Origin of the sequence: Streptomyces sp. NPDC101237 (genome assembly GCF_044767465.1) — a bacterium.
Classification (GTDB): domain Bacteria; phylum Actinomycetota; class Actinomycetes; order Streptomycetales; family Streptomycetaceae; genus Streptomyces; species Streptomyces gramineus.
Window position 1 is genome coordinate 282,750 of sequence record NZ_JBIWNY010000004.1, and the last position, 23,548, is coordinate 306,297.

Sequence of the window (23,548 nt, forward strand, 5' to 3'; positions counted from 1 at the left end):
AGGCGGCCGGACACGACGGGATCCCGATGGGCGAGCGAGCCCTGGCGGACCCGACGGGATCCGATGGGCGAGCGAGCCCTGGCGGACCCGACGGGATCCGATGGGCGAGCGAGCCCTGGCGGACTCGACGGTCGCCGGTCCGCCGGTCAGGCGCCGGGGGACCTCAGCGGGAGGAGTTCCTCGTTCATGGCCGCCAAGAAGCGCAGCACGACGTCCAGTTCCTCGTCGGAGAAGCGGGCGCGGGCGGCTTCCGCCGCCTGGGCCAGCGGCCGGAAGTAACGGCGCGCGGCGGCCTTGGCGTCGGCCGCGTAGTACAGGTGCACCACCCGGCGGTCGGCGCTCTCCCGGACCCGGCGGATGTGCCCGGCCCGTTCGAGCCGGTCGAGGCAGGCGGTGACCGCGCCCGAGGTCAGTCCCAGGTGCTCGCGCAGCCGTCCGGGAGTCATCGGATCGTCGGAGTCGAGGATCGCGGCGAGCGCCTGGACGTCCGTGGGGTGCAGGCCCTGTTCGCCGGCGAAACCGTGGACCAGGCGGTTGATCTCACCGTTCATCCGGCGCAACCGGACCGCGAGGGTCTGCAGCTCCGGCCGCGCGGCCCCACCGGAGGGTCCGGCCGCCGAGGCGTGCCGCTGCTGGTCGTCTGCTGTGGTCACGCGGCCAGCCTATAGAAGGCACCGCCGCCTGCCCGGCTCACGGCACCGGGCGGCCGACACGCCCGGAACGGTACCGGGCGCCGCAGGTCACGGGCGCGCTGTGACCCGTTCCGGATTCACTCGTTTGACGGAGTGGCATACCACCGCGTCCTCTCGTCCCGTCCGAAAGCGCTCAGCCCATGCACCTTCGCTCGCCCAGACGTCCCGCACGCGGTGCCAGGCCGCCGGTCCACGAGGTCGAGTCCGTCCTGGTCGAGCAGTACGGGGATCTGGTCCGCCTGGCACACCTCCTGCTGCCCGCCGCCCTCGGCCGCCACCGCCGCGTGGTCCTCGCCCACTCCCTCGTGCAGCGGGCGCTGACCGGAGCGCGGCCGGGCCACGGCGCGAGAGTCCCGCACCCGCGCACGGAACGGCCGGGTGGCGTACCCGTCGAGCACGCGCTGCTCGTGGCCGTCGTGCGCGGCGCGCTCTCGTACGACCACGGTCCGCGCCGGCACCTGATACCGCTGGTGCCCAGGCTGCCGCTCGTGGTGGGCCTGAGGCTGTTCCCGCGGTCCGGCGGTGCCGACGAACTCGCCCTCGCCCAGCGGCTGTCAGGGGTGCCCGCGGCCTGCCGTGCCGCGTTCCTGCTGCGCTCGATGCACGGCCTGGACGACGAGGCCGCGCACGAGGTGCTGGCGGGCGCCGGCGTGCCGGACCCGGACACGGCCCTGCGGGCGGCGGACACGCTCGACGAGAGCGCGGGCCCGGTCGCTGCCGCGCTGCTGGCATCGCCGGAGTTCAACGCCTGCGCGCTGCACGCCAGTCCCACCGATCTGCTGCGCCGCAGACGCCGGGTTCGGCTGGGCCTGGCCGCCGCCGCCGTCTGCTCGATCGCGGGAGCGGGACTGGCGGTGACCCTGCCCGGCGGACCGGCGCCCTCCGACGGCATGCCGACGTCCGCGGTACGGGCCGGGTACGGCCCGGCGGACCTGCCGCGCACCGGCGGCACCGTCTGGGACAACACCTCACGCGTCGACTTCACGGCCTGGCCGGCCCGCGGTTCCCGGCTGCGCGACGAGGCGTTGCTCGGCCGCGCCCTGTCCGCGTGGGCCCGACCGGCCCGCACCGGCACCCGGCTGTCCCTCTCCCCCGGCACGCGCCCCGACGCCCCGGTGACCGCACCCCGGTTGCTGTACGCGGGCGAGGTCGACGACACCGCCGTGGTGCTGCTGTACGACGGCGAACGCCTCGCCCGCTACGAGGAGTCCGGTCCCGGCCGGTCCTCGCTGAGCCTCGCCGGAGTCGACGAGGCCGACGTGACGACCGCGGCGGCCGTGACCCTGACCGCCTCCCGGGGATCGGCGCGCTATCTGCTGGCGCCGTGGGTCGCCGGGGCGCAGACCCGCGACCTGCTGCGCCCGGACGTGCTGGCCCGGCCGCTCGCGGTCGCGAAGGACGGGGTCACCGCGCCGGTCCCGGAGGTACGGGCCGGTGGTTGCGCGAGCCGTCCGGTGCTCCAGCTGCGGTCCTCGGAGCGCATCGCCGAGCACCACGCCTTCCTGCTCGCGGGAGTCGGCGACCTCTCCCCCGTACACCTGACGTACACGCCCCTGCCCGGCCACGGGAACCCGCCTCGTCAGCCGCGGGAGGCCACCGGCGGTCCCGCCCTGCTGGCCTGGGCGCACCAGGCGTGCGCGCTGACGTCGCTGCGCGGGGCCGGCGTACGGGCCGTGAACGCCTGGGACTTCGCCGAGCAGGACCTGCCCGACGGGGGCGGGCAGGCCGTGTGGACCTGCGCCCGCGCCGACTCCTGGCGCGGACCCGGCGATGTCACGGTGGCTCTGCGGACCAGCCGGGACGGCCCCGCCGAGCAGGTGCGGACGGTGGCGCGCGCCCGGTCCACCGCCGCGTGCAGCCGGTTCGGCCAGCATGTCGTGGCCGCCGCCGGCTGGCGGTCGCCGCGGGGGCGCTGGTTCGTGCTGGCCGCCGGGAGCAGGGCGGTGACGGCTCTGCGCGTGACCGGTGACGTGACCGCCGCCCGGGACGGCCGGACACTGGCGCTGTCCGCGCCCGAGCGGCCCCACGTCACGGTACGGGCCCGGCTCGCCACCGGGCAGGACCTGGACGGCCTGAACCAGCCCGGCTGACGGCGGGTGGTGGCCTGGGCGACCGGGTCCGCCCGGCCGTAGCCCGCCGAACCGCGGCCGGGCGGACCCGGTCGCGAGGGCGGTCGCGACACGAACGCCCGCTCCCCGCGGCCGGATCGCGGAGCCGGCGATTCCCGTGCCGGTCCCCGCACTCGCGTGCGTCGTGACGCTGCGCCTCGGCGTCGTCGTGCGGGTTCGTCGTGCTGCGCGACGTTCAGCCCGGACACCGAGGCGATCACGGCCATCAGCGCGACGGAGACCGCGATCAGGATCGCCCGCAGCCTTCGCGCGTCGGGGACGCCCTGGCCGCCGGGTGCGGCGGTCTCTCCGGACCGGTTCGTCATGGTGGGTTCCTCCCGAACAGGGCAGCTCCCAATCGGCACCGGGCAGGGACCGGTCGCCTGACAGGAGCGGTTCCGCGTCGAGACCAACCAGGCCGCCGCATTCCCCCCGATGATGCCGCACGCGATCGGCGCCGAGGGCGGTTCCTGCGAGATCCTGGGCATCTTCGACCGCGACGCCCGGCGCGCCCGTCAGCGCGAGACCGGCGACCGCGACGCCCAGGAGAGCTGACCGTCAGGTCGGGCGCGTCGGGTCGGGCGCGTCAGGTCAGGCGGATCGTTCCGGAATCCTCGGAAGAATCTTCTCGGCGATGCCGAGGAGGGCGCTGTCGTCCGGCAGGGCCCCGGACTGGCTCCACACCGTGATGTCGCAGGAGCCGCCCCGGTCCTCGCGGTCCAGGGCCACGGACAGCGTCCTGGCCAGCGGCCCCTGGCCGACGGGTCCACCGGATCCGCCGGTTCCGGTGCTCCCGAGGTTGATCTCGATCCTCATCGTGTGGTCGGAGGAGAGGACCGCGGGCCGGTCGAGGACCTTGAGCGTCCTGATGTTCTGTTCGTCGCCGTACTTCATGAGCTTCACGTACTGCTCGGTCGTCAGCTCGTTGTAGGTGGCCGACACGTTCACGGTGTACGTGTCGAACGTGATCTGGGCCTCCGGGTTGGCGACCTTGCCGCCGGTCAGCGGTGCCGTGTCGTCGCTGCTGGTGGCCGCGGTGGCGACCTCTCCGGGTGTTCCCAACAGTTCGGCCAGGTCGGGGCTGTTGAGCGCTTCGCACAGCACTTCGCCCGTCACGGGCCGCGGCGTCCGCTGGTAGGCCTTCGGCAGTTCCCGGTGCTCACCGGCCGGACACGCGGCGGCGGCCTCCGGAATGCTCTCGTCGGACGGCAACACGCGCGGAGCCAGCCACAGCGCGGCCCCGAGCACACCGAACAGGGCGATGGCCGCCGCGGCCTGGCCCCACGCGTTGGGCTCCTTCTCCTGGACGTAGGGGCCGGGATGCGGCCCGGTTCCAGGTACGGGGTGGGGCTGAGACTGCGAGGGGTGGAGCTGGGCCAGAGGCTGCGGCTGCGGCTGCGGCTGCGGCTGCGGCTGCAGTTGGGCGACCGGAGCCGTGACCGTCGTGTCCACCCTGCCGACGGCCCCCGCTCGCATCCGCTCCCTACGCGCACGCAGAGCCCGGACCACCATGACGACGTGGACGGCGGCGAACACGAGGAACACGACGCCGAGGCCGGCCAGGACCAGACGGTGATCGCGAACGGCGAGATACAGGATGCGTACACCGAGAACGGACCCGATCACGATGTACACGGGCTCGCGGACCCAGAAGGGCAGGCGGCGGAGGATGAAACCGAGCACCCGGTGATCTCACCAGAACAAGATCACACACGCCGTGATGGAAGCCACAGTTCCGGGCACGTGATGAACTCGCGGACCGGTACACCGCGGGCCGAGGACTCCAAGTCCCTCCTCGCTCGCCCGCTCACACGGCCGGCGGGGTCCAGTCGGCGGGAAGACCGGACTGGGCGAGGACCGCGCCGAGGCTGTAGAAGTCCTGGTCCGCGGCGATCCGGCGACCGTCCGTGGTGAGCAGGGTCGCGAGCGGCACGGCGAACGGCTCGGGAGCGCCCTTGATGTGGCCGGCGTACACGCCTTCGACGGTGATGTGGCGGCCGTCCCGGTAGGCCGCGCGGACGGTGACGTGGACGTTCTCGATGAGGCCGTCGGTGCGGGCCTTCCACCCGGCGATCTCCTGACGGCCGCGGAACGTCACCCCGATGGCCTGGTCGGTGTAGGTGCCGTCGGCGGCGAACAGGGCGCCGAGGGCTTCGGGGTCGGTGCCGTTCCAGGCGGCGGACCACTCGGTGACGACGCCGGGCATGTGCCGGCCCGTGGGCTGCGCGGCGAAGGCGGTGGTGCCGAGGGCAGCGGCGGTGACCATGGCGGCGATCAGGGTGGCCACGGCGCGGTTCGTACGGAGCTTCATGACGGCAGTCCTCCTGGTGTCGGTTCGCGAGGTGACGGGGCGCCTGAGGGGGCGGCGAACTCCGCCGACGTAAGCGCCTATCAGGTTCGTTAGATGTTCTAACACAGGAGTGGGCGATAGGCAATCACTCTCGCTACACCCTCTAACGAAAGCGAGAGCACCATCGGCAAGGACCACCGGTTACGACCCCGTCCACCGCCCGCGCGCCGCACAGCCCAGGACGCCACCCCGCACGGCGTCCGCCGGTCAGCGCAGACCCGCCTCCTCGCCCGGTCCTGATTCGGACGATCCCGCCGATTCGGACCACTGCGGTCTCGGGCCGGGCAGCACCCGCCGGTCCGCGTCGGTGTCGTCGCGGCCCGGTCCCGCCGTCAGGACCAGCACCTCGTCCTCGGCCTGCCACACGCGTCGTTCGGAGTTGCCCGGGGCCAGCCGAACGGCTCCGTATCGGCGGGCCGTTCGCGGAACGTGGGCGTGATAGCCGATGGCGCACTCGCCGCGTTCCAGTGCCGCCGCGACCACCGTGGCGAACGCGGCCTCGCGGCCCGGGAGTACGTAGTGGTCGGCCGTGCGCAGGGCGAGCGCTCCACCGCGTGCCGTGAAGATCTCCTCGAAGACGGCGGCGAGTTGGGGGTCGTGCGCGATCTGGGCCATGACCAGGGCGGTGAGTTCGCCGCGGACGACGACGTCGGAGGCGTGGCCGAGCGGGGCGACCCTGCCGCTGCGGCGGTCGTGCAGTTCCGCGACGACCGGCAGCACCCGTCCCGTCCGTTCCTCCCACGACCGCAGGGTCAGCAGTGCCAGCAGGGTCGGGGCGTCGGAGCCCTCGGGAGCGGGCCCGTGGTCCGTGCCGAGGGCGATCACGCTGTCGTAGCCGGAGAGTTCGAGGTCGTGCAGGGCCTCGGGGGCGGCCAGGTCGCGGGTGTGGTGGGTGACGGTGAGCGCCGGGACGTCGGGGTCGGGGTCGAGGGGCAGGTGTCGCGCGAGGGCGAGCTGGAGGTCGGTGCCCGGGTCCGTGACGACGTCTAGGGTCGAGCCCGGCCGGACGGTTCGGCACAGCGCGTCCACGATCATCGGAGCCCGGCGGTTCCAGCCCCGCAGCAGGAGCCGCGTGGCGGGTTCGGGCGCGGGCCCGGACGGTGCGAGGGCCGTCGTGTCGACCGGTGCCCAGCGGTCCAGGAGCGGTACGGGCCGGTCGTCGTGGGCGACGGTGACGAGCCGGTCGCCCGGTTCCACGACCGTCCGCGGCGCCGGGGTGAGCAGTGGACGGCCGTCCCGGCGCAGCAGTCCGACGGCGCAGGAGGCGTCGAGGCGGAGGGCGACCTCCTCGAAGGACAGTCCGACCGCGTCCGGCACCTCGGTCACGTGGAACTCGGCCCCGGAGAAGTCGAGGAGGTCGCGCAGCGCCGACGGCATCCCCGGGCGCCGCGCGGACTGGACGAGCAGCCGTGCGGCGGTCCGGTCGGTTTCGAGGACCGTGCCGCGCGGACCGGCCGCCAGTCGGGCGGCGGGCAGGTAACGGCCGTCGTGCACCGCCGCGACCACGCGCGGGCCGGGTCCGTCGGGCAGGAGGGTGTGCAGCGCGAGCAGGGTCCGTACGGTCGTCAGGTCGCCGTCGGCGTCCTCGGCGGGCAGCACCACGACGGCCCGGGCCGCGGCCGGTGTGACCAGGGCCAGGTCGTCGGGGTCGGTGAGCGTGCCGCTGCGGCAGACCAGCCGGACGCCCTCGGTGACGCCGAGTGCGGCGGTCAGCGCCGCCTCCGTCCGGGCCGGGTCCCGGTCGGCGAGCACGGTGATCACGTGCCGTCCGGTGCCGGCCCGGCCTGCGGTCAGTTCGCGGACGACGGTGACGATCTGGTCGTTCCAGCCCACCACCACGTCGTGGTCGCGTTCCAGCACCCGGGAACGGCCGCGCCGCAGTTCGGTGAGTTGTTCGCCGAGTCCCGTGGTGACGACTCCGACGACGGTCGAGACGCACAGCAGGGCGATCAGGCCGAGCAGGACGGACAGCAGCATCCGCGGCAGCGTGCCCGTCACGGCGCCGAGACGCAGGGTCTCCGCGCTGGTGCGCCACACCTGGGCGAGGCGTCCGGAGACGGATCGCGGGGCGTCGGGGTCCGTCCACACCAGCAGGGTGCTGACGGGGACGACGACGGCCAGGCAGCAGAGGGCGAGCCAGCCGAGCAGGGTCCCCGTGCTGCGGGCGAGTGTCCTGTCGAACAGGTACCGCGCCCGGTGCCGTAACGGAGTCCGTTGCTGCCCTTGGTCCACATCTGCCCCCTGCTCTCCGCGCGCCTCCGGGAGTCGAAGCGTGCCGGTCCCGAACATCGCGACACGCCGTCCGACCGGGACGTTCACACTTTCGGGCAGGGCCGGGGCGGTCAAACCCCGGTCGGGTTCGGCCGGCGGCGTCGCTGGATAGCGTGTTCGCGTGCTGCCACCCTCACCTCGTAGGCGCTGGTCTCCTCGAGCTTGTCGATGATGCCCAGGACGAGGAACGAGGAGGTGGTCAAGCGCGCGTCTGCCTTGCCGCGAACGTATCCCCCGTGCGTCGGCCCAGGTGTTCCGCACGGGGCGCGCGCGATCCAAGAGCGCGGCGGGGACGCCCACTTGTCCCGCCGCCGTTTCCCGCTAGCGTGGGGGCGCCAGGTCAACAGGTCCGCCTCTGCCCCACCAGAGGTCCGCCTCTCCCCCACCAGGAGGCTCCGTGTCCATCCGTCCTCGCCTGCTCGCCGTCCCCGCGCTGCTCACGGCGGCAGCCCTCGCCCTCGCGGCTCCGGCCGCGCAGGCCAGCGGCACCAAGATGACCCAGTCGGCCGCTGCCACCAAGCTCTCCGCCGCGGGCATCACCTGGAGCTCCAGCGGCAACTGCACCACCCGCTCGAACTCCACGTGCACCTCGTTCGACCAGATCAACTCCGGCACGGTCGACGCCATGGTCACGCTGAAGCGGGCCAGCGGCTGCGCCGTCAACATCACCGGCGGCACGGAGGTCGGCCACGCGTCCGGCACCTACAGTCACTACAACGGCTACAAGGTCGACCTCGCGCACAACTCGTGTCTCGACGGCTACGTGCACAACAGCTTCACCTACATCGGCTACCGCGGTGACGGCTATCCGCAGTGGCAGGCGGCCTCCGGCAACCTGTACTGCGACGAGGGCAACCACTGGGACGTCACGGTCTACTGAGCCGCGGCCCCGTCCCGGCCGCCGGGCCCCGTGGCGGCCTCCGCCGCGTCCGCGAGCAGCGGTGTCGGGCCTTCGCGGTGGACTCCGCCAGGTGGCTCTCGTCACGGTGGACGAACGTGTCGCCGACCACCAGCGAGCAGCGGGTCGAACGAGGTCACACCGGTCCGGGCCGCGACCCGCCGCCCGGCCGGCCGGCTGCATCGCGCGACTCGCGGCCTCCGAGCATCAGTGGGTCGATCGTGAACGGCAACGACCTCAGGCGGCGGCCGCGGACTGGGCGAAGGCGGCGCAGGAGTGCGTCGCGTACCTGCGCATGGACGCCGTGCGCTACCCGGACGATCCCGACCTCGCCCGGCTCGTCGGCGAACTGTCCTTTGAGGACGAGGACTTCGGCGCCTGGTGGTCGGATCACCGGGTCCGGGCGCGGCGGCAGGGCCGCAAGAGGTTCGGTCACCGGGTCGCGGGCGACCTCGAACTCGACTTCCAGGCGCTCGACGTCCGGGGCGGCAGCGACCAGTCGCTTCTGGTCCACACCGCCGAGCCCGGCTCGCACTCGGCCGAAGCCCCCGCGTTCCTGACCAGTCGGTCCGCGGCACGGGCACCCCAGGGCCGGCCGGAGCCCGCCCCCGGCAGGGCGCCGGGCGTGAACGCCCGCCGCGCCGCGACCGGTTCGGCGCGGACGCGTTGCCGGTCCTGTCCGGCGCCGGGTTCCTACGCGGCGGAGCGGGGTGGCGCGGGCCGCCGGAAGACGCCGTACCAGTAGGTCAGAGCGAGTTCCCTGGCCAGCGCCGCGTCGGACGTGACCTCGGCACCGGCGACCTGCCGTGCGATGACCTGCCCGCCGCCGCGTACGACGCTCTTCGCGGCGACGGCGGGATCGATGTCGGCGGCCGTGCGACCGGCGTCCCGCTCCTCCTCGATGACACCGACCGCGTTCGCTATGAACTGGTTCTGGTACGCGTCCCACGCATCCCGCACCGCCGGGTCGTACGCGGCCACCTCGTGGATGGCGGACAGCAGCGTGCTGTACCTGCGGTAGTGCTCAAGGATCCGTTCGTACGTGCGGACCAGGCCGTCCAGTCCTCCGTCGGGGCCCGTAGGACTCCAGGACGCGGCGATGGCGTAGCTCTCCCGCTTGAGCGTGCCGCTCAGGCGCAGCAGCACGTCCACCTTGTCGCGGAAGTAGAGGTAGAACGTCGACCGGGAGATCCCCGCGGACTTGGCGATGTGCTCCACGCTCAGCTCGGTGTACGTCGCGCCTTCCCGGAGCAGCTCGTCGATGACCGCGAGAATCCGCTTCTCGAGGACGGCTCGCCGGTCCGAGGCGCTGGAAGGTCGACGCGTCGTGGAAGCCATGTCGTCATCCTAATGGCGCAGGCCGCAGCGTTGCGGGCCGCTCTTCCGCGGTCCGGCGAGGGTGCCGCGCACGGCGTATTCGTCCGCGGTACGCCGTCGATCGGACATCCTGTCCAACGAGCCGTCTGCCTTCCGGCCTGCCGACGGGCTCCGCGCCCCGCACGCGTCCCGGATGCCCCGCCCGGCGACGTTTGCCGTGCTGAATTGGCCGGGGTACGAGGGCGCACGGAGCCTGTTCCTGATCGCGGAAATGAGCGACCGCTGGGGAATCAGATTCGGCGACAGCGGAAAGACGATCTGGGCCGAGCTGGACCTCCTGGCGGCATGAGACCGACGCCGCCTGCCGCACGCGCCGTCGTCTCAGCGCCCGGGAGCCGGGCGCGCGAGTCGTTCAGGCCGGTTCACCGAGTCGTGCGGTCGCGGTCCGCCAGGCGGCGGTGACCGCGCCGTGGGCCTGTGCGGTGCGGGTGGCCCGGTCGCCGGTCAGGGTGATCGGCGCGCCGACGTGGACGTGCACGGGCGGGCGGCGCAGTGGTGCGGTCAGCAGTCCGGCGATCTGCTTGCCGGTGCCGCCGGAGGTGATGCGCCGGGCTCCGGCCTGGCCGACGGGGACGACGGGCGCGCCGGTGCGTTCGGCCAGCCGGGCAAGACCGCTGCGGAAGGCGGCGGGCGCGGCTTCGGCGGGGTCGGTACGGCGCGGCAGTCCACCCTCGCCGTAGATGAGGACCATGCGGCCCTGGTCCAGGGTGGTCGCGGAGAGGTCGAGGCAGCGTGCGGCACGGGGGTCGTCGCGGTGCACCGGGATGTGGCCTTCGCGGGCGAGCGCGCGGCCCAGCACGGGGATCCGCCACAGGCCCGCGGCCGCCATGACGGCCGGTTCCGCGCCCAGGCGGCGCAGCGCGGCGAGGACGACGGCCGGATCGGCGAGTGAGGTGTGGTTGACGACGACGATGCTGCCCGGCGCGAGCGCGGCACCGGCGTCGGCGGTCACGGTGAGTCGGCCGACGGCCGTCACCAGGATGTCGGCGAGGCGGCTGAGCATGTGTTTCTCCCGGTCTCAAGGATGATCCCCATCTTCGAGGTCCGGGGGGTGCCGTGGCGTGAGTGCCGCTACTCAGCCTCACCGGCGCCGGTACTCAACCCGGCCGCGCGTCCGTCTCGGCCGCCGCTTCGTCGTCGTCGTGGGATTCGGCGGCGTGCGGGATCACGGGGCGGTGCACCGTCAGGTTCTCGACGCGGTAGGACAGTTCGGTGGTCTTGGGATCGGGGCGGGGGTGATAGCGGCCGGCGCAGACGGAGAGGTTGACGATGAGGTAGGCGTACCAGCCGGACCCGACGCCGCGTCCGTCGGCGAAGACCTGGACGCCGTTCAGCGTCCAGACGACGCTGCGCCGGCCGAAGGTGACCCCGAGGTCGACGACCGCGCCCGGGCGCACCGCCGGGTGGCGCAGGTAGGTGTGGCCCTCGCGCACGTGGTTGGTGAGTTCCAGCAGGTCGGGGTTGTCGGGGTGGTATTCAAAGACGTCGACCTCGTTGCCGCCGTCCCGCCAGGTCCAGATCGCGGGCCAGGCGCCCAGTCCCGTGGGCAGGCGGACGCGGGTCCGGAGCTGGTCGCCGGTGCGGACGGCGAAGGCTTCCGCGCTTCCTTCGGTGGTCAGCAGACCGGTGGTCCACCAGCCGTCGGTCCTGCGGGTGGCGCGCAACGTGCCGCTGCGTGAGTAGGCCGGGTCCGAGGTGAGGTAGTCCAGTTTGTTGTCGTCCGGGTTGGTGGGGCCGCCGTTGGGATAGGCCCAGGAACGTCCGGCCACCCATTGGCGGGCGGAGGTGAAATCGGCCGTGAAGACCACATCGCTCACGTGCGTGCTCCCTCGGTGGCAGACGCGGCGTCGGATGCCGCAGTGCTGCCCGGCCGGGCCTGCTGTCATGCGGTGACCGGCTCGTCCTCGCCGATCCTCGCACCTGTGGGTGAAGGACCCGCCGTCCGTGTCCGAACGCACACGTGACAGCCGAACACGCACTCCGACGGGCGTCCTCGTGACGACCAGGACGAGCGGGCTCCGCCATGACCCCTCCTTCGGCCTCGGTTCCGTCGGGGTCCCGTCTCGACGGCCGGGCCGGCGCGCTTAGTTCATGACTTGAGTTAACTCATGAGTTTCAGCGTTCGGCAAGGCCCCGGGATCCGGAATCTTTCCTCGCCCTCTTCTGCCGGATCCCTTGACACCTTGATGACATGCCCTCAACACTCCTCGGCGGGAGAGCGCTCTCCCATCCGTCTCCCGGCACCCCCGACGTCCGGCGCGTCCGACGCCACGTCACGGGGACGGCCGGCGACGCCCTCTGACACCCCCACCCAGGAGGAGGTCTCCATGCCACGGAGATCGAAAGGCCTGTCAGCCACGCTGATCACCGGCGCGCTCCTGCTGACCTCGCTCGGCCTCGGCGGCATCGCCGTCAGCGCCGGGCCGCCCGCACCGCACACCGCCGCCGCGTCGGCGTTCGCGGCGACCCACTCCGGTCACGCCATGGCCGCGTCCACCGCCACCTCCCCGGAGGACCCGGACGGCGACGGCTACATTCCCGCCAACCCGCCGGTCACCGGTGTGACGCCGTCCACCCAGGACCCGCCGCACCGCTACTTCCACGAGTTCCAGGCCAACTGCTCGGTGACCCACACCAGGCCGGACGACCCGATCGTGTACCCACAGCAGCCGGGCAAGTCCCACGACCACACCTTCATGGGCAACACGACGACCGACGCCAACAGCACGACCGCCTCGCTGTCGGCCGGCGGCACCACCTGCAAGGCCCCCGGCGACCTGTCCGGCTACTGGATGCCCACCCTGTACAACGGCAACCAGCAGATCCTGCCCGTCGGCCCGCAGGTCATCTACTACAAGTCCGGTGTCACCGACTACACCAGCGTCCGCCCCTTCCCCAAGGGACTGCGCTTCGTCGTCGGCAGCCCCCTGCAGAGCGCCGACGAGTTCCGCCACCACCCCGGCTTCGTCGAGGGCTGGGAGTGCGGTGACAGCTACTTCAACACCGAGTTCCCCGCGACCTGTCCCAACCGCGCGGACGTCCAGCTCAACATCCGCTTCCAGGCGCCCAGTTGCTGGGACGGCACGTACCTGGACACCCCCGACCACAAGAGCCACATGGCCTACCCCGTGGTCAAGCCCGGCACGAACGACAACATGTGCCCGGCCGACCACCCGGTGGCGCTGCCGATGATCGAGTTCAAGATGGCCTTCCCGGTCAACGGCGACATGTCGAAGGTGCGGCTGTCCAGCGGAACGGGACACAGCTTCCACTACGACTTCTTCAACGCCTGGGACGACCGCACGCTCAAGGCGCTGGTCGACCACTGCGTCGTCGGCGGCCTCCAGTGCGACGCGCGCGGTTACGACGAGACCCATCCGGAGGCGGGCGCCGCGCTCGACGAGCACTACCGACTGCCCTGAGGAGCCTGCCGAGATGACCCCACGCACCCGCACCCGCATCCGTACCCGAACCCGCCGCGTCGCGGCACCCCTCACCGCCGGCGTCCTGGCCGCCGGACTCCTCGCCGCCCTGCCCGCCGCCCAGGCCCACGCCGCGGGGAGCGTCGTCAAGGTCACCGGCGGCCAGGGCGCCTGGCAGCTGACGGTGGACGGGCAGCCGTACCAGATCAAGGGCCTGACCTGGGGCCCGAGCGTCTCCGACGCCGAGAAGTACATGCCCGACCTCAGGTCCATGGGCGTCAACACCATCCGCACCTGGGGCACCGACGCCACCAGCAAGCCGCTGTTCGACTCCGCGGCCGCGCACGGCGTCAAGGTGATCGCCGGCTTCTGGCTCCAGCCCGGCGGCGGCCCCGGCAGCGGCGGCTGCGTCAACTACCTGACCGACACCGCCTACAAGAACCAGGTGCTCGACGAGTTCCCCAAGTGGGTCCAGACGTACAAAGACAACCCGGGCGTCCTCATGTGGGACGTCGGCAACGAGTCCGTCCTCGGGCTGCAGAACTGCTACAGCGGCGACGAACTGGAACGTCAGCGCAACGCGTACACCACCCTCGTCAACGACATCACCAAGAAGATCCACGCGATCGACCCCAACCACCCGGTCACGTCCACGGACGCGTGGGTCGGCGCCTGGCCCTACTTCAAGAAGAACGCACCGGACCTCGACCTGTACGCCGTCAACTCCTACAACGCGGTCTGCGACGTCAAGGCCGCCTGGCAGCAGGGGGGTTACACCAAGCCCTACGTCGTCACCGAGACCGGGCCGGCCGGCGAGTGGGAGGTGCCCGACGACGCCAACGGCGTTCCGCTGGAGCCCGCCGACCAGGCCAAGGCCGACGGGTACACCCGGGCCTGGGGCTGCATCACCGGGCACAAGGGGGTCGCGCTCGGCGCCACGATGTTCCACTACGGCACCGAGTACGACTTCGGCGGTATCTGGTTCAACCTGCTGCCCGCCGGCCAGAAGCGCCTGTCGTACTACGCCGTGAAGCGGGCCTACGGCGGCGACACCAGCCACGACAACACCCCGCCCGTCATCTCCGACCTGACCGTGGAGGGCGGCACCGGCCAGGTGCAGGCCGGACGTGACGTCGTGCTGGCCGTGAAGGCGACCGACCCCGAGGGCGACCGGATCTCCTACGAGGTCCTCGACAACAGCATGTACATCGACCAGAGCAAGAACCTGGCCTCGCTGCCCTTCACCGATCTCGGCGGCGGCCGCCTGAGGTTCACCGCGCCCGACCGGCCGGGCGTGTGGAAGGTGTACGTCAAGGCGACCGACGGCAAGGGCAACGTCGGGGTCGAGACCCGCTCCATCCGGGTCGTCCCGCCGGTGCCGTCCGGCACCGACGTGGCACGCGGGAAACCGGCCACCGCCTCGTCGTACCAGCCGAGTTACGGTGACTGCCCGTGCACCGCGGCCAACGCGGTCGACGGCAACCAGACCACGCGCTGGGCCAGCGACTGGAGCGACCCCCAGTGGCTCCAGGTCGACCTCGGCACCCGCACCACGTTCCGGCACGTCCAGCTGTCCTGGGAGGCCTCGTACGCCAAGGCGTACACGATCCAGACCTCCGACGACGGCCAGAACTGGCAGACCGTGCGCACCGTGACCGACGGCAACGGCGGGATCGACGACTTCGACGTCACCGGTACCGGCCGTTACGTCCGGGTCAACGGCACGGCGCGGGGCACCGGTTACGGTTACTCGCTGTACGAGTTCGGCGTCTACGCCTGACCGGAGGGCTCTCCCGGAGTGCGGCATCGCACTCCGGGAGAGCGCTCTATTGCCCGGTCGGCGGGTCCGTTAGGGTGCCTGCATGAGCAGACGGGCCCCGACCCTGGAGGACGTGGCCCGGGAGGCCGGTGTCTCCCGGGCGACCGTGTCCAGGGTCGTCAACGGCATCCGCAACGTGGATCCCGGGATACAGGAAGTGGTCCGCGGGGCCATCGAGCGGACCGGGTACGCGCCCAACCGGGCCGCGCGCTCGCTGGTGACCCGGCGGGCCGAGACCGTCGCGCTGGTGGTCTCCGGCGCCGGGGACACCACGGCCGCCGGCCAGGACGCCTTCGCCACCTCGGTCTTCGCGGACCCGTTTTTCGGACGGGTCGTCAGCGGGATCGTCGGCTTCCTGCGGCCCCGCTCGATGCACCCCGTCCTGATGTTCGCCGAGTCCGCCGCGGCCCGCGAGGAGGTGCTGACCTACCTGCGGCAGGGCCGGGCCGACGGCGCCCTCGTGGTCTCCACCCACGCGGACGACCCGCTGCCCGCCCTCCTCGCCGACGCCCGGCTCCCCGCGGTGCTCTTCGCCCGCCCCTCCCGCCCGGTCCCGCTCAGCTACGTGGACCTGGCGCACCGCGACGGCGGGCGCCTCGCCGCCGAGCACCTCCTCGCGCGCGGCTGCCGCCGGCCCGCCACGATCAGCGGTCCGCTGGACGTGGCCGCGAGCCAGGAGCGGCTCGCCGGCTTCCGCGACACCCTCGCCCGCCACGGCCACCCCTACGTCCCGGTCGCCGAGGGCGGGTTCACCCTGGACAGCGGTCTGGCGGCCATGTCGGACCTGCTGGACCGCCACCCCGGCACGGACGGCGTGTTCGCCGCCAACGACCTCATGGCGCAGGGCGCCTGCCAGGTCGTGCGCGAGCGCGGCCGACGGGTGCCGGAGGACGTCGCGGTCGTCGGCTTCGACGACTCCGCCATCGCCGTGTCCTGCCGGCCCCGCCTGACCACGGTCCGCCAGCCGGTCGAGGAGATGGCGGCGGAGATGGCCCGGCTGCTCCACGAGCACATCCAGGGCGGCCGCACCGAACCGACGTCGGTCGTCTTCGACCCCGAACTGGTGCTGCGCGACTCGGCCTAGCGCCGTCGCCTCCGGACCGTCCGCACCCCACTCGGCGGGGGAACTCCCGAGCCCGGCCGTGAACGGGCCGTCCCGGCACGGCGTTTCGGGGATGCAGACCCCCTAGGCGTACCGACCAGTCGGTACTACCCTCTGGCCACGCTGTCGGAGCCGGGCCGGCGCAGGGCCCTGTCGTGCCGACGCGACGCGCCCGGAATCCGGGTATCCCTGGGAGGAGCCGTATGTCCGCCGCCACGCCACCGACCGACGCCCACAGACCCGCTCCCGATGTGCCCGCCGCGGAGGTCCGCGGCCCGCTCGCCCGGCTGTACCGCCGTGAACTGACGGACTACCCGCCCACCGGCCGCCGCATGGCGTACCTCGCGATCGTGGTCGTCACCACCGTCGTCCTGTACTACATGCTCTACATCCAGTACGCGGTGGCGACGTCGATCATCACGCACTTCGGCATGACCTACCGCTACTTCATCTGGGTCTCGGTGATCGGCAACGCGGTCGGGGCCTTCGCCTCGCTCGTGGCGGGTCTCGCGGACCGCTGGGGCCGGGCGAACCTGGTGGTCTACGGGCTGCTCGTCGCCTCGCTGCTGGTCTTCTTCGGGCTGCCGAACGCGGCGAACCAGTCCGCCTACCTGGTGCTCTTCGCGGTCGTCAGCTTCATCGAGGGCATCGTGCTGGTCGCCACGCCGGCGCTGATCAGGGACTTCTCCCCGCAGCTCGGCCGGGCCACCGCGATGGGCTCCTGGACGATGGGCCCGGTCATCGGCTCCCTCGTGGTCACGACCGTCACCAGCAACACCCTGGACAGCGCGAGCTGGCAGGACGAACTGCGCTATTCGGCGATCGCCGGGTTCGTCGTCTTCGTCGTCGCGGTCCTCGCGCTGCGCGAGCTGTCCCCGGCGCTGCGCGACCAGATCATGGTGACGCTGCGGGACCGGGCGCTGGTCGAGGCGCGCGCCAAGGGGCTGGACACCGAGGCGCTGCGCCGTGGCGAGTGGCGGCAGATGATGCGACTGGACGTGCTGGGCTCGGCGTTCGCCATCGCGGTGTTCCTGCTGCTGTACTACGCGGCCGTCGGCAACTTCGTCGTCTACTTCTCGACCGTCTTCGGCTACAGCGAGCAGCGCACCAACGCGCTGGCCAACTGGTACTGGGCGGCGAACGCCCTCGCCCTGGTCCTGGTCGGACTGGCCTCGGACCGGCTGAAGGTGCGCAAGCCGTTCATGATCGTCGGTGCGGTGGGCTCCATCGTGGTGACGGCGGTCTTCGCGACCAGGGCCACCCATCTGACGACCGGCTACTACACGTTCGCCTGGCTGTTCGTCGGCATCGGCGTCTTCAGCGGCATCGCCTACGCGCCCTGGATGGCGAGCTTCACCGAGACGGTGGAGAAGCACAACCCGGCGGCGACCGCGGCGGGCCTGGCGGTGTGGGGCTGGACGGTGCGCATCGTGGTGGCCGTCTCCGCGGCCTTCATCCCGGTCCTGGTCACCTCGGTGACCCCGCTCGTGGAACACGGCGCCGAGGTCAAGGCCGCCTCCGCGCAGGCGGCGCCCGCGCTGGCCATCGTCGGCGCCCACCCGGATCTCTTCGCCGAACTGGACAAGTACGCCCCGGGAACCACGCCACCCGAGCTGAGCGCCCGCGCCGTCAAGGAGGTCGGCGCCGCGGACCTCGCCGTCGTGCAGAAGGCGGGGCCGCAGCTGAAGGTCCTCAAGGAGCACGGCGCCACGGTCCAGAAGGCGTCGAAGGACGGCCCCGGCGAATGGCGCACCTGGTGGTGGATCTGCGTCGGCGGCCAGGTGCTCTTCGTGCCCTTCGTGTTCGTGATGGCGGGCCGGTGGAGTCCGAAGAAGGCCCGGACGGACGCCGAGGCGCACCAGGCGGCCGTCAACCGCGAACTGGCCGCTCTCGCCGCGCCGAAGGAGTGACCGCACGATCGGCGACTCGCCGGAACACTACGTTCCGGCGAGCCGCCGGTCAGATGTGCCACGGTGTCAGCACAGACAGGGATCCGTGGTGTGCCCGAGCCCCCTGACGTCCTCGTCCCTGAGGGCCCCCGCGTAGGCCTGGATCTCGTCCACGTCACCGTGCAGGTACTCGCCCCAGCCGTCACCGGCCTTGCCCCGGCCGACCTGAAGGGCACCGGTGCTGTGCCATCCGTCGGGCAGGGTCGCGGTCGCCTCGGTGTTGGTGTAGCCGTCGGCGTAGAGCTTGACGGTGTCGGTGCCGTCGTCGTAGACCACGGCGAGACGGTGGCCCTGGCCCTCTCCTCCGTCGGCCGCCTCGATCTGCGAGACGACCCTCTCGGGTGCTCCCGCCTCGTCCTTCTCCGGCATCACCAGTTGCCAGGCGTGCGCGGCCGGTTCGTAGCGCACCTTGAACGCGTCGGTGTGCTCGCCGGCCTGCGAGAGCACGGTCATCGGGTGCGCGGGCTCGGAGTCCGCGAGCCGCACGACGACACCGAGTGTGAAGCTGTCGGAGGTGTCCACCACGGGACCCTCCGCTGCCGCGTACCCGGTCTCGCCGTCGAGGGTCAGGTGACCGTCTCCGTCCAGTGGCGGCGGCGTGTAGGTGCAGTCGGGGTCGATCTCCGGTATGCACGAATTGTCCGAGCCGCGGTATATGGAGGCGCCGGGACCGAGGTGCAGGGGCGTACCGTGCGACCGCTCGGGGCTGGCGCCGTCCGTCGCGTCCTCCAACGACCAGTGGCCGAGCAGTTTCGGTGCGCGGCGGGCCAGTTCGGCCGCCTCCTGCGGTACCACGACCCGGTCGTAGACCCGGACGTCACCGACCTCGCCGTGCCAGCGGTCCCGGTAGCCGGCCGTCCCGCGGGCCCGTCCGATCTGGAACGCGCCGGCCGCTTCGGCAGGGGTCGCCGGGGCGGCCGTACCGACCTCATGGCCGTTGACGTAGAGGTGCGCGAGGCCCGTCTCCGCGTCGTACAGCCCGAGCAGATGAGCCCACTCGCCGGTCTCCGGGGCGCCGCCGGAGACCCGGGTGCCGGCGATCGTGAACGACCAGTCCTGGCCGCGCAGTCCGAGGGTGAAGCCGGGGCCGCCGTCCGCGTCCTGGCTGGCGACCGTCATGGTCCGGCCGGTCTGAGCGGGGCGTGCCCACGCGCTGACGGCGAAGGTCTTGCGGACGTCGGCGGCGGGGCGGGCCGGGGTGAGGAAGCCGTGGCCGCTGCCGTCGAGGGTGGCGGTGGAGGTGGTCTCCGTGCCGGTGGGCGCGGCGGCGCCGAAGGTGACGCCGGTTCCGGCGCGTGCCGCCGTGCCGATGTCGGCCGTGGCCGAGCGGGAGCCCGCCGGATCGTCCAGTTTCCAGCGGCCGACCGGCGCGCGGCCGGACTTCACGTTGAAGGCGTAGCGCGTCGGTGTGCTGACACGGCCCGAGCGGTCGACGGCCTGCACCGTCAGTGTCTGGGGAGCGGCGGTGAGCGGCAGGAACGTGATGGTGGCGGGGGCGCCCGGCTGCTTCGCGGAAACGGTTCCGTTGGGACCGCCGATGAATCCGTAGGTGTACGACACGACGTCGTCGGAGGGCGACCGGACCGTGAAGTGGCCGTACACGCCGACTCCGTCCACCCAGAACTCCTGGTCGGGCGTGGGGTAGTCGGGAGAGGTGATCGTCACCGGCTGCGGGCTGGTGTCGTCGTACACGAAGGTGCAGACGGAGCCCTCACCCTCGTCGCTCCACGGCGACGTCGCCTTGCCGTCGTCGGCACGGACGTGCCAGGAGACGGGCGTGTTCGCCGGGATGTCCGTCGGCGCCGTCCAGGAGAAACGGGTACCCGACGACAGCGTGACGGTGGTGTACGAGCGGTGCTGCACCACGCCCGCCGCGTCCGTCCACCACGCCTCGAACTCTCCCTTGAGGGGGCTGCTCTCGGAGGGCTGGTTGTCCTCCTCCGGGTCGTACAGCACAGCGGTCAGCCGCGGAGGCGCTGACACGTAGGCGGTGTCGGCACCAGTCGCGCAGGCCTTGCCGCCCGACTGGAGGTCCTGGACGCGGGGCTGGTCCGGCGGCAGGTTGTCGACTCCCCACGCCGTACCCGCGGTTGCGGCCAGCAGCGCCGTCACGCAGCCCACGACCGCGGTCCGTGCGTGTCTTCGTGTCCTGCTCCTGTTGCTCAAGTACCCCTCCATCATGGGTGTTCGTGACATGTGGATCACATGCGCCGGATGAAGGTAACAGCGGGTACCGACAACGGCCCGGGGATTTCCCGTCGCGGCGGCGGCCTCACCGTCGGCGGGAACCGGTGCTGATCAGCCCAGCAGTCGGAGTCCCTCGGGTACGAGGATGCCGAACTCCTCCTCCACCACGCGCCGCGCCTCGGTCTCGTCGGCGAGTGTGCGCACCGTCACCCCAGCACGACCCGTCCCGCGAGCCCGGTCACGGTCAGGCCGAGGCCGGTCAGGGCCAGCCCGAGAAGGGTGTTGTGCTCGTAGCAGTATCCGCCGCGGCGCCCTCGGACCAGCTTGGCGACGAGGTCCTCGGAGGCCAGGGAAGGGGCGGTGCCGGCGAGCGGCTCCAGGTTCTCGAAGGGCAGGGACAGGGCGTGCGCGCGGTGGACCCCCCGCAGGGTCGCGAGGTCGGCGTGCCTGGCTCCGTCCCACCCGATGCGTTCCAGATAGGCGTCGAGGTCGAACCGCTCGGGTTTGAACATGGCATGAACCTATGCGACGTCCCGCGCCGGAGGCGTGGTGGGTCGTCAACCCGGCCGTGGACGCCGTGGTCGGTCCAGGAACAATGCCAGCGGAGTTGAACATGTTCAAAATCAGGGTCTACGCTGTGCCGGACGAAGCCGAGGGGGTTCGCATGAAGGTAGTGCTGCCGGGGGGAACCGGGCAGGTGGGTACGGTGCTCGACCGTGCCCTGACGGCGGCCGGGCACGACGTGACGGTGGTGACCCGGCGTCCCGCCCGGCCCCACGACATCGGATGGGACGGCGCCACGCTCGGCCACTGGGCCTCGGCGCTGGACGGCTGCGACGTCGTGATCAACCTGGCAGGACGCAGCGTGTCCTGCCGTTACACGGACCGGAACCTGAAGGCCATGATGGACTCCAGGGTGGATTCGACACGGGTGGTCGGCGAGGCGATCGCCGCCGCCGCACGCCCGCCGCGCGTCTGGCTGCAGATGAGTACGGCGACCGTCTACGCCCATCGCTTCGACGCCGCGCACGACGAGGCGACCGGGGTCGTCGGCGGCTCGGAGGCCGGGGTGCCGGACCACTGGGCGTACAGCGTGCGGATCGCGGAGAACTGGGAGCGTGCGCAGGCCGAGGCGCCGACTCCCGCGACCCGCAAAGTGGCACTGCGGTCGGCGATGGTGATGAGCCCGGACCGGGGCGGTGTTTTCGACGTGCTGTCGCGGCTGACCCGGCTCGGGCTGGGCGGCCCGGTGGCCGGCGGTGCGCAGTACGTCTCCTGGATCCACGACGAGGACTTCGTGCGCGCGGTGGAGTTCCTGATCGACCGGGACGACCTCGACGGGCCGGTGAACCTCGCCTCGCCCGGTCCCGTTCCCCACCGCGAGTTCATGCGGGCGCTCCGCACGGCCTGGGGCGTCCCGGTGGGGCTGCCGGCGACCCGCCGGATGGCCGAATGGGGTGCGTTCGCACTGCGCTCGGACACGGAACTGCTGCTCAAGAGCCGTCGGGTGGTGCCGGGCCGGCTGCGCGCGGCGGGGTTCTCCTTCGCGCATCCCGACTGGGGGCCGGCCGCCGTGTCCCTCGTGGAGCGGGCCAGGGCGGCCCGCTCGCGATCGCTACGGCTGCGCCCCGGGCCCTCGCTCACCGGCGTGAGGTGAGCGAGGGCCGCGGACCGGGTCCGTGCGGAAGCCCGCGCGGGTCAGTACACGCGGAGGGTCACCGTGACCGTCTTGAGCACGGCCGGCAGCTTGGCGGTGTCGACCTTCAGGATCTCGCCGTTGTCGGTCCGGCCCGTGGACGGCAGCACCTTCTGGTGGACGGTCCACTTCCCGTCGGGATCGACGGCGATGGTGTCGATGCCGAAGTCGTCGTCGTTGGACAGGTACAGCGTCCGGCCGGCGTCCGTGGTGGCGACGCCCTCGACCTTGTCGTGCGCGAAGAACGTCCCGGTCGGGTCGAGCTGGCTGACCAGCGTCCCGACATCGAGGTACGGCTGCTTCTGCGCGACCTGGACGCCGGCCGCGGTGAGCGCGGTGAGCGCGGCGTTGGTGCCGACCTTGCCGACGAACGCCTCGGGCGACTTGCCGCCGATCGTCAGCCCGCTGACGTCGGTCGCGCCGTTGACGTCGACCTCGTAGAGCGACTTCCGGGCGAACGGCTCGACGTTGCCGTCGCGTTCGTCGATGACGAACTTCGTGGCGGACAGCGCGGTGATCTCGCTGCTCGCGTCGCCGGTGGTGGCCGGGTCGTCCAGCAGGTACAGGTACTGCTTGGTCTTGAGCGTGCGCAGGTCGACCGTGACGATGCGGGTGGGCGCGAGGTTGGACGCCTTGGTGCCGCCGAGGTCGGGCTGCTGCAGCGCGGCCTGCATGACACCCACCAGGGTCGAGCCGTCCGGCGTGACCGTCAGGCCCTCCATGCCCTTGTTCTTCGAGCGGTTGGCCAGTTCGGCGGGCAGGTAGCCGAGGATCTTGTGGAACTTGTTGTCCTGGCTGTCCTTGTACGGGGTCAGCCGGCCCAGCTCGTAGCCGTTCGCGTCGAAGTGCGTGAGGTACGGGCCGTACTCGTCCGAGACCCAGAACGTGCCGTCGGGCAGCGCCACCAGACCCTCGGAGTCGTAGCCGTAGGGGTCCCGCTCGACGGGCACGGGAGTGCCGCCGGCCGCGTTCGTGGCGTCGACGTCGTCGATCACCTCGCTCGTGTCGTGCGGCGGACGGCCGCTGTAGCGCACGCCGCCGAGGCTCTTCGGACCCTTCAGGGTGATCGTCCTGATCAGCTCCGCCTTCCCCTTGTGGAGCTTGAACTCGCCGAGCTGCGGCGTGAAGTCGGTGACCATCTCGGACTTGTTGCCGTCGGGGGCGTCGGCGTTGGGACCGCGGTCGGTGAGGCCGTAGAAGCGGTCCGCGCGGCCCGGCACCGGGGCGAGCGCGGAGCCGTATCCCTCGCCGGAGATCCGGGTGGTGGTGCCGCCCGGGCCCGCCACCGTCGCGAGCGAGGGCAGCGGATTCCCGTTCGGCTGGGTGTCCTTGAACAGCTCCACGGCGTCGGTCGCCGTGTACGTGAAGGTGTCCGTGCCCTTGAAGCCGGGGCTCGGTGTGTACGTGAAGGTGCCGTCAGCGTTGACCGTCGCCGTGCCGTGGGACGGATCGGTGTGCCGTACGACGGCGGTCGCGCCGGAGTCGTTGCGCAGCACGTCTCCGGTCACCTTGTCGTGACCGGAGAAGGAGTCGGCGGCCGCGTCGAAGTCATGCGTCGGGGCCGACAGCCAGCCGTGGGCCTGAGCCACGACGGTGCCGGTGCCGGCCACGGCGACGGTCACCGCGATCGCCATGCCGATCCGGGTGCGCTTGCGCAAGCGAGGTCTTGAGGTCATG

The 23,548-nt window shown here is 72.1% G+C and carries 18 protein-coding genes and 2 pseudogenes; 10 read left to right on the forward strand and 10 right to left on the reverse strand.

The features are described 5' to 3' along the window. Positions 1 to 146: 146 nt before the first annotated feature. Positions 147 to 653, reverse strand: coding sequence for a MarR family winged helix-turn-helix transcriptional regulator (locus ACIRQ9_RS09030; RefSeq protein WP_404168768.1), 507 nt, complete (start codon positions 651 to 653; stop codon positions 147 to 149). 179 nt (positions 654 to 832) lie between these two features. Between ACIRQ9_RS09030 and ACIRQ9_RS09035 the strand changes: the two genes are divergently transcribed. Both ACIRQ9_RS09035 and ACIRQ9_RS09040 read left to right on the forward strand, forming a co-directional pair. Next, positions 833 to 2,782 carry a hypothetical protein gene (locus ACIRQ9_RS09035; RefSeq protein WP_404168771.1) on the forward strand — a complete coding sequence of 650 codons (1,950 nt, stop codon included), beginning with the start codon at positions 833 to 835 and terminating at the stop codon, positions 2,780 to 2,782. Between the two features lie 411 nt (positions 2,783 to 3,193). Further along, positions 3,194 to 3,355: pseudogene (locus ACIRQ9_RS09040) on the forward strand (transcriptional regulator); the annotation flags it as partial. Positions 3,356 to 3,391: 36 nt separating this feature from the next. Here the strand turns inward: ACIRQ9_RS09040 and ACIRQ9_RS09045 are convergent. The 3 genes from ACIRQ9_RS09045 to ACIRQ9_RS09055 form a co-directional block, all read right to left on the reverse strand. Beyond that, positions 3,392 to 4,483, reverse strand: coding sequence for a DUF6215 domain-containing protein (locus ACIRQ9_RS09045; RefSeq protein WP_404168774.1), 1,092 nt, complete (start codon positions 4,481 to 4,483; stop codon positions 3,392 to 3,394). A 124-nt stretch (positions 4,484 to 4,607) separates the two neighbouring features. Continuing rightward, positions 4,608 to 5,111 (reverse strand): nuclear transport factor 2 family protein, encoded by a 504-nt coding sequence (locus ACIRQ9_RS09050; protein ID WP_404168777.1) that lies wholly within the window; start codon positions 5,109 to 5,111, stop codon positions 4,608 to 4,610. Positions 5,112 to 5,357: 246 nt separating this feature from the next. Next, positions 5,358 to 7,382 (reverse strand): NAD-binding lipoprotein, encoded by a 2,025-nt coding sequence (locus ACIRQ9_RS09055; protein ID WP_404168779.1) that lies wholly within the window; start codon positions 7,380 to 7,382, stop codon positions 5,358 to 5,360. A 436-nt stretch (positions 7,383 to 7,818) separates the two neighbouring features. Here ACIRQ9_RS09055 and ACIRQ9_RS09060 point away from each other — a divergent pair, with 436 nt between their 5' ends. Together ACIRQ9_RS09060 and ACIRQ9_RS09065 are read left to right on the forward strand one after the other, a co-directional pair. Beyond that, positions 7,819 to 8,301 (forward strand): hypothetical protein, encoded by a 483-nt coding sequence (locus tag ACIRQ9_RS09060; RefSeq protein WP_404168782.1) that lies wholly within the window; start codon positions 7,819 to 7,821, stop codon positions 8,299 to 8,301. Between the two features lie 106 nt (positions 8,302 to 8,407). After that, positions 8,408 to 9,064: a hypothetical protein gene (locus tag ACIRQ9_RS09065; RefSeq protein WP_404169005.1), complete on the forward strand. Its 657-nt coding sequence runs from the start codon at positions 8,408 to 8,410 to the stop codon at positions 9,062 to 9,064. On the opposite strand, the gene ACIRQ9_RS09070 is transcribed toward ACIRQ9_RS09065, so the two are convergent. Then, a complete protein-coding gene (locus ACIRQ9_RS09070; protein ID WP_404168785.1) occupies positions 9,013 to 9,657 on the reverse strand; it encodes a TetR/AcrR family transcriptional regulator in 645 nt (214 codons plus the stop codon). The genes ACIRQ9_RS09065 and ACIRQ9_RS09070 overlap by 52 nt on opposite strands. A 196-nt stretch (positions 9,658 to 9,853) precedes the next feature. Between ACIRQ9_RS09070 and ACIRQ9_RS09075 the strand changes: the two genes are divergently transcribed. After that, positions 9,854 to 9,985 (forward strand): hypothetical protein, encoded by a 132-nt coding sequence (locus tag ACIRQ9_RS09075; protein ID WP_404168788.1) that lies wholly within the window; start codon positions 9,854 to 9,856, stop codon positions 9,983 to 9,985. A 63-nt stretch (positions 9,986 to 10,048) separates the two neighbouring features. Here ACIRQ9_RS09075 and ACIRQ9_RS09080 read toward each other — a convergent pair whose 3' ends face one another. After that, positions 10,049 to 10,699: a lysophospholipid acyltransferase family protein gene (locus ACIRQ9_RS09080; protein WP_404168791.1), complete on the reverse strand. Its 651-nt coding sequence runs from the start codon at positions 10,697 to 10,699 to the stop codon at positions 10,049 to 10,051. 94 nt (positions 10,700 to 10,793) lie between these two features. Further along, complete coding sequence (locus ACIRQ9_RS09085; RefSeq protein WP_404168794.1) at positions 10,794 to 11,513, reverse strand: beta-glucanase; 720 nt, start codon at positions 11,511 to 11,513, stop codon at positions 10,794 to 10,796. A gap of 510 nt (positions 11,514 to 12,023) precedes the next feature. Here ACIRQ9_RS09085 and ACIRQ9_RS09090 point away from each other — a divergent pair. The 4 genes from ACIRQ9_RS09090 (at position 12,024) to ACIRQ9_RS09105 (ending at position 17,949) form a co-directional block, all read left to right on the forward strand. Next, positions 12,024 to 13,118 (forward strand): DUF1996 domain-containing protein, encoded by a 1,095-nt coding sequence (locus ACIRQ9_RS09090; RefSeq protein WP_404168797.1) that lies wholly within the window; start codon positions 12,024 to 12,026, stop codon positions 13,116 to 13,118. Positions 13,119 to 13,131: 13 nt separating this feature from the next. Further along, the gene (locus tag ACIRQ9_RS09095) at positions 13,132 to 14,898 is read left to right on the forward strand and encodes a discoidin domain-containing protein (RefSeq protein ID WP_404168800.1); all 1,767 of its coding nucleotides are present in this window, start codon (positions 13,132 to 13,134) and stop codon (positions 14,896 to 14,898) included. A gap of 82 nt (positions 14,899 to 14,980) precedes the next feature. Next, positions 14,981 to 16,021: a LacI family DNA-binding transcriptional regulator gene (locus ACIRQ9_RS09100; RefSeq protein WP_404168803.1), complete on the forward strand. Its 1,041-nt coding sequence runs from the start codon at positions 14,981 to 14,983 to the stop codon at positions 16,019 to 16,021. A 221-nt stretch (positions 16,022 to 16,242) separates the two neighbouring features. Next, positions 16,243 to 17,949 (forward strand): MFS transporter, encoded by a 1,707-nt coding sequence (locus ACIRQ9_RS09105; protein WP_404168806.1) that lies wholly within the window; start codon positions 16,243 to 16,245, stop codon positions 17,947 to 17,949. A 66-nt stretch (positions 17,950 to 18,015) separates the two neighbouring features. Here the strand turns inward: ACIRQ9_RS09105 and ACIRQ9_RS09110 are convergent, their stop codons facing one another. Continuing rightward, a complete protein-coding gene (locus ACIRQ9_RS09110; protein ID WP_404168809.1) occupies positions 18,016 to 20,154 on the reverse strand; it encodes a LamG-like jellyroll fold domain-containing protein in 2,139 nt (712 codons plus the stop codon). A gap of 230 nt (positions 20,155 to 20,384) precedes the next feature. Further along, a pseudogene (locus ACIRQ9_RS09115) lies at positions 20,385 to 20,687 on the reverse strand (arylamine N-acetyltransferase); the annotation flags it as partial. 152 nt (positions 20,688 to 20,839) lie between these two features. Here ACIRQ9_RS09115 and ACIRQ9_RS09120 point away from each other — a divergent pair. Beyond that, entirely contained in the window at positions 20,840 to 21,832 is a 993-nt protein-coding gene (locus tag ACIRQ9_RS09120) for a TIGR01777 family oxidoreductase (RefSeq protein ID WP_404168812.1), read from the forward strand. A 41-nt stretch (positions 21,833 to 21,873) separates the two neighbouring features. Here ACIRQ9_RS09120 and ACIRQ9_RS09125 read toward each other — a convergent pair whose 3' ends face one another. Beyond that, the gene (locus tag ACIRQ9_RS09125; protein WP_404168815.1) at positions 21,874 to 23,547 is read right to left on the reverse strand and encodes an esterase-like activity of phytase family protein; all 1,674 of its coding nucleotides are present in this window, start codon (positions 23,545 to 23,547) and stop codon (positions 21,874 to 21,876) included. Position 23,548 lies beyond the last annotated feature (1 nt).